General features: G+C 70.3%; 5 protein-coding genes. All 5 read right to left on the bottom strand.

Going from position 1 to position 6,205, the window contains the following annotated elements; all coding sequences use genetic code 11:
- Window positions 1-1,086, bottom strand: a complete 1,086-nt coding sequence (locus LMJ29_RS12105) for an ATP-binding protein (RefSeq protein WP_229605781.1) — start codon at window positions 1,084-1,086, stop codon at window positions 1-3.
- Window positions 1,087-1,099: 13 nt separating this feature from the next.
- Window positions 1,100-2,713 (bottom strand): DUF5691 domain-containing protein, encoded by a 1,614-nt coding sequence (locus LMJ29_RS12110; RefSeq protein ID WP_229605782.1) that lies wholly within the window; start codon window positions 2,711-2,713, stop codon window positions 1,100-1,102.
- Window positions 2,710-4,071, bottom strand: coding sequence for an SWIM zinc finger family protein (locus LMJ29_RS12115; RefSeq protein WP_229605783.1), 1,362 nt, complete (start codon window positions 4,069-4,071; stop codon window positions 2,710-2,712). Before LMJ29_RS12115 ends, LMJ29_RS12110 begins: the two co-directional genes overlap by 4 nt.
- Window positions 4,072-4,406: 335 nt before the next feature.
- Entirely contained in the window at window positions 4,407-5,411 is a 1,005-nt protein-coding gene (locus LMJ29_RS12120; RefSeq protein WP_229605784.1) for a GlxA family transcriptional regulator, read from the bottom strand.
- Window positions 5,412-5,442: 31 nt separating this feature from the next.
- Window positions 5,443-6,205 (bottom strand): L-serine ammonia-lyase (locus tag LMJ29_RS12125; RefSeq protein ID WP_229605785.1); only part of this gene is annotated, 763 nt, incomplete at its 5' end.

Genomic DNA, 6,205 nt, shown 5'->3' on the forward strand with positions numbered 1-6,205 from the left:
TCACTCGATCTCGCGGCAGGCGCGGTAGAGGTCCTTCCAGTCGCTGCGCTCCTTGACCACGGTCTCCAGGTACTCGCGCCAGACCACCGCGTCCTGCACCGGGTCCTTGATCACCGCGCCGAGCAGGCTGGCGGCCACATCGTTGGCGTGCAGCAGGCCGTCGCCGAAGTGCGCGGCCAGCGCCATGCCGCTGTTGATCACGGATATCGCTTCGGCGGTCGACAGCGTGCCGCTCGGCGACTTGAGCTTGGTCTTGCCGTCCTCGGTCAGGCCGTTGCGCAGTTCGCGGAAGATCTGCACCACCCGGCGCACTTCGGCGAGTGCCGGCGGCTCCGCGGGCAGCTCCAGCGCCCGGCCCATTTCCGCCACGCGCTTGTTGACGATGGCCACTTCCTCCGCCTCGCTGGCGGGCACCGGCAGCACGACGGTGTTGAAACGGCGCTTGAGCGCCGAGGACAGTTCGTTGACGCCCTTGTCGCGGTTGTTGGCCGTGGCGATGACGTTGAATCCGCGTACCGCCTGGACTTCGCTGGCCAGCTCGGGAATGGGCAGGGTTTTCTCCGAAAGCAGGGTGATCAGGGTGTCCTGCACGTCGGCGGGAATCCGCGTCAGCTCCTCGATGCGCGCGGTTTTGCCGCGCTCCATCGCGCGCAACAGCGGGCTCTCGACCAGCGCCTCGCGCGAGGGGCCCTTGGCCAGCAGCTGGGCGTAGTTCCAGCCGTAGCGCATCTGTTCCTCGCTGGTGCCGGCGGTGCCCTGCACGATCAGCGTGGAATCGCCGCTGATGGCCGCGGCCAGGTGCTCGGACACCCAGGATTTGGCCGTGCCGGGCACTCCGTACAGCAGCAGCGCGCGGTCGGTGGCCAGGGTCGCGACGGCGGTTTCGATCAGGCGCCGGCTGCCGATGTACTTGGCGCTGACCTCGAAGCCGTTGTCCAGCTTGCCGCCGAGCAGGTAGGTGACCACCGCCCAGGGCGACAGCTCCCAGTTGCCGGGGCGCTGGCGGTTGTCCTGCTTGCGCAGTTGGTCGAGTTCCTCGGCGAATTGCTGTTCGGCGTGTTGGCGCAGTACCAGGCTGGTTTCCATGATTACGTCCGCTTTAATCGAGAAGTTGCTGCAGGTTTTCGCGCAGGGTCAGGGTGTGTCGCCAGTCGTCCACGGCTTCGCGTTGATGACGGCCCAGGGACTCGCCATCCGGCCAGCCCTGGCGAGCCTCAGTGAAGGTCTCCAGGGGCAGCAGCGTGGCGAAGGCCCGCATGGCCTGCCGAAGGTTGTAGTCGTAGGCGCTGCGGGGCAGGCCGATGCCGTTGCGCAGGTGCGGCAGCAACTGGCGGCAGAAGTCGGCGCCCGGCTGCGCCTCGATGGGAATGGCGTCGACGATCTGACCGAGCAGCTCGGAGAGGCTCGGTCCGTTGCGCTCGTCGATGTTCGCGGCGATGTGCAGCCAGTGCCGTTCGCGCTCGTCCAGTGGCAGCAGGGCGATCAGCGGCTGGCTGTCGAGAAAGCTGCGCGCCAGCTGCGTGCCATTGGCGGACAGGCGATCGAGCAGGGCCGCCGCCCATTCGGCGTCGCCTTCGCGCAGGGTGGCCTGGTACCAGCCGCGGAGCATCGCCGCTTCCCAGTCGTTGCCGCCGACTGCCGCCACCAGTTCGCGGCAAGACAGGGCGCCGTGCTCGCGCCACCACTGCAACGGCGTGGCGGCCACCACCTGATACAGCCACCAGGCGCGCTGGCCGAGACCCTCGCCGCCGGGTACGGCTTCCTCCAGCTGGTCCTCCTTGCCATCGGCGAAGAAGGCCTCCGGCGGCTCGATGCGTACCGCCGGCTCTTTCGAGACGACCTGCGCGAGTTGCTTGAACAGGCCCTTCAGCCCGCCCGGCCCGGGCTCCCGCGGCGCAAAGGCGATGCACTGGGCCAGACGCGCGTTCATGCGCTGTCGATAAGCCGAGCCGGGCAGCCACGCGAGCAGATCGACGGCGACTCGGCGCACCTCCTTGCTGCGGTCGCCGCGGAGTTTCTCCAGCAGGGCTTCGTCGTCCGCGGCCAGGCCGGCGGCAAGCGCGCGTGCCAGCGTGGCGCGCTCGCGGGCATCCAGCTCCTTCAGCGCAGCCGCGAAGCGCTCGCGGGCAGCCGCGGGGTCGCGCACGCGCAGTGCACTCAGGTAGGCCACGCGCTGATCGAGGCTGCCGAATTCCCAGGCCTCGTCATCGGGCGCCGTGGTCGGGTCGCTGGCCTGTACCTGCCAGGCCGGATTGCGCTCGGCCAGCCAGCGCCCGCGCTCGCCCAGCACCGGCGCGACCAGACCGCGCCAGGCGTCGTCGCGGCGCGCCTTCTCGAGCAGATCGGCGAGCAGGACAGGCGGCAGGCGCAGCCGATGGCGCGCCAGTTCGAGCAGGGTCAGCTGGCCCAGGCGCTCGTAGCCTTCGGCGAACATCTGGGGGAGCAGGGGCAGGACAGCCGCCGGTGGCAGCGCCTGCGCGTCCGCGGGGGCGGGAGGCGCTGCGCGGGTCGTCGCATCTGGGGCGACCCAGCCGGCCTGCTGACAGATGTCGAGCACCGCCGCCGTGCGCAGAACGCCGGCTTCATCGCTTGCCGGCGAAACCGCGATGGCCGCGAGCAGCGTGGCGATTTCCCCGTCGAGCGGCAGCGGCGCAGGCTTCTGTTTGCGGGTGCCGAGCAGCGCGGTGACCGCGAGAGGTTCGAGTCGACTCATTCGGCGTTCTCCTGTACTGCCCAGACCAGTGCCCGTTCCTGCCAGGCGGTCAGGGGGCGCAGATGACAGCCGTCGACGCCCAGGTGCCACTCGCCGAACAGGCGCAGCGGCCGGCCACCGGCCAGGGCACACAGCACCCAGCCGTCACGCTCGTCCAGGCGCAGGGGCATGGCGCCATCGGCGTCCTGTCCGGGAACGCGCAGTACCCAGCCGTGGTCCGGCGTCCGCTCGGGTACGCCGTCATCGACCCGCAGCGGGCGCAGGGGCTGCCAGGGGTTCGCCGCCAGTGCCGCGGCCAGCTCGGCGAGCGCGACCCGGACGGGGGAGGGCGGCGCCTCGATGGCGCGCTCCCGCAGTTCCGGGCTGTTGGTGAGCAAGGCGCGCTGGGGATGGGCGCCGGGGTAGAAGGCCAGCTCGGCGGCGATCACCGAGCCGGTGAGAAAGACTTGCTCGAAGCGCTGGGATCCGTGGGCGAAATCCTGCACCAGCGCGACGCGCCCCGTGTTCAGGCCGAGCAGCCAGACCCGGCGCAGCCACAGTCGCTCCTCTTCCTCCACGCGCTGGCCGAGCACCTGCCACTCATCGCGGCAGAGTTCGCCCTGGCCCAGCACCTCGTCCTTGCTCAGTGGCAGGCCGAGGGCCTGGGACAGGTCGGCCCGCGCGTCGGGCGGCAGACTGTCGAAGCGGCGAAAGCCGTCGATCATCAGCTGCAAACGGCCGAATGCACCGAGCAGGCGCAAGGGCCAGTCCACGCCATCGATCATGCCGCTGCCGGGAACGCCGGCGAGCTGGCGCAGGCGGTAGGCCACGCCCGGCAGCTGCGCATCGATCATGCGGGCGGCCAGTCGTTCCAGCGCGCCCTCGTTGCCGAGCAGTCCGGCCAGGCCCTGGGCGACCTGATCCTGTAGCCAGCGCTCCAGCTCGTCCAGCCCGGCCGCCATGCGCTCCAGGCGCTTGGTAGGCAAGGCCGCGTCCTCAGGGCTCTTGCGCGCAGTGGCGGTGGCCTTCTTCTGCTCCTGTTTCTCGGCGCGCTGCTGACGGCCCTCCAGCCACTCGCCGACCCAGACCGGCAGCTCGGCGTCGGTGAACGCGCTGCTCTGTTCGGCGCGAATCAGCGCCAGCGCCAAGCCATGTTTGCAGGGAAACTTGCGACTCGGGCAACTGCATTTGAAGGCCAGGGCGCTCAGGTCGATCTGCACCTGATACGGCTTGCTGCCGCTGCCCTTGCACTCGCCCCACAGGGCCAGCTCGTTGGCCCCGAGGCTCTGCCATTTGGCGACGTTGCGCAGGCCCTGGGCGGCTTTGGCCGAGGCATCGTCCGGCGCCTGCTGAAGAATGAGTTCACGGGAGAACTGCATGGGATGCTTACTTTTGAGTCCGTTCGGTAAGGCGACGGATCATGGCACAGGCCCGTGTCCGGGTGAAACAGCCCCGTTTCCATGGGGGCTTCTGAGCGTCTCCAGCCGGTCGGTTTGCTACCAGTCGCGAGAGGGGTGTGTGGCGCAGGCCGAATGCAAGCCAATCCAGCTGGGGGGCAGGTCAGGGGTCGTTTCGCGGACAGGCTTTACCCGTACGCTGTTAAGCAGCGCCGGCCATAAGGTTGCTGAAGCGGCAGGCCGGGCGGGCAAAAAAAGAGCCCGCACCGCGCACTAGGCGCAGGCGGGCCCAAAGGTGGTCGCACCCGACCGATAAACTAGTGCACCCGCTCCCGGCTGGACCGCGCGCGGCTTGGCCGCTCGTTGCTCGGCGGGATGCCGAAGTGCTCGCGGTAGCAGCGCGAGAAGCTCTGCGCCGACAGGAAGCCGCAACCGCTGGCGACCTCGACGATCGGCTGGTCGGTCTGCTTGAGCAGCTGGCGGGCGCGCAGCAGGCGCAATTTGAGGTAGTAACGCGACGGCGAGCAGCACAGGTGCTTCTGGAACAGGCGCTCCAGCTGGCGCCGCGACAGCGCGATGTAGCCGGCCAGCAGCTCGAGGTCGATGGGCTCCTCGAGGTTGTTCTCCATCAGCTGGATCACCTCCCGGAGCTTGGGATGGCCGATGCGGCGCAGCCGCGCCGCCGGCAGGCGCGGTGCCTCGGCGGCGGGCAGGTGGGCGCCGGCCAAGGTCTCGTCGATCGCCGCCGCCAGTTCGGGGCCGTGGTTGCGGCCGATCAGCTGCAGCATCATCGCCAGGGCGGCGGTGCCGCCAGCCGCGGTGTAGCGGTCGCGGTCGATGACGAAGCTCTGCGGGCTGAGGGTCACGGCCGGAAAATCCGCATGCAGGTCGGCGCGGCACTCCCAGGCGGTGGTGCACTGGTAGCCGTCGAGCAGGCCGGCGCGCGCCAGTGTCCAGCTGCCCGAGCCGAGCGCGCCCAGGTGCACGCCGCGGGCGGCCTGTTCGCGCAGCAGGCGGGCGTGCGCCGGGTCGTCGAGCCGCGCGCCGCCGTCGCCGCCGCCGCCGCAGAGGATCAGGGCGTCCGCCGGCTGGCCGCCTGCGGCGCCGTCGGGGGCGACCAGCATGCCGTTGCTGGCGCGCACCGGACGGCCGTCGAGGCTCTGGGTGTGCCAGCGGAACAGACCGCGGCCGCTCAGCTGGTTGGCCAGGCGCAGCGGCTCCAGTGCGGCGGCCAGGGCGACCAGGCTGAACTGCTCGACCAGCAGGAAGGCGATGGATTCCAGGGCGGGCGGCGCGGCCACCCGCTGCAACATGGCCGTCATGGGGCGGTTCTCCTGAATGATGAGAGGGCGCTCAGCACTCGATGGCGCTGACCGCCAGGCCCCCGCGCGAGGTCTCCTTGTACTTGTCGTGCATGTCGGCACCGGTGTCGCGCATGGTGCGGATCACCCGGTCCAGCGAGATGAAGTGCTCGCCGTCGCCGCGCAGCGCCATCTGCGCCGCATTGATCGCCTTCACCGCGGCGATCGCGTTGCGCTCGATGCACGGCACCTGCACCAGCCCGCCGACCGGATCGCAGGTCAGCCCCAGGTTGTGCTCCAAGGCGATCTCGGCGGCATTCTCCAGCTGCGCGGGACTGGCGCCCAAGACCTCGGCCAGCCCCGCCGCGGCCATCGCGCAGGCCGAGCCCACCTCGCCCTGGCAGCCGACCTCGGCACCGGAGATCGAGGCGTTCTTCTTGCACAGGATGCCCACCGCCGCGGCGGCCAGCAGGTAGTCGACCACGTCGGCCTCGCTCACCGCCGGGCTGAAGCGCACGTAGTAGTGCAGCACCGCCGGGATGATCCCCGCCGCGCCGTTGGTGGGCGCGGTGACCATGCGCCCGCCGGCGGCGTTCTCCTCGTTGACCGCCAGGGCGAACAGGTTGACCCACTCCATGCCGCTCAGCGTCGAGCCGATCACGTTGGGCTTGCTCAGCTGCTGCAGGCTGCGGTGCAGCTTGGCCGCGCGGCGCTGCACGTTGAGCCCGCCGGGCAGGATGCCCTCGTGTTTGAGGCCGTTGTCCACGCAGTCGCGCATGGCCTGCCACAGGCGCATCAGGCCGCTGCGGATCTCC

The sequence above is a fragment of the Pseudomonas oryzagri genome, assembly GCF_020831405.1.
GTDB classification, from domain to species: Bacteria; Pseudomonadota; Gammaproteobacteria; order Pseudomonadales; family Pseudomonadaceae; genus Geopseudomonas; species Geopseudomonas oryzagri.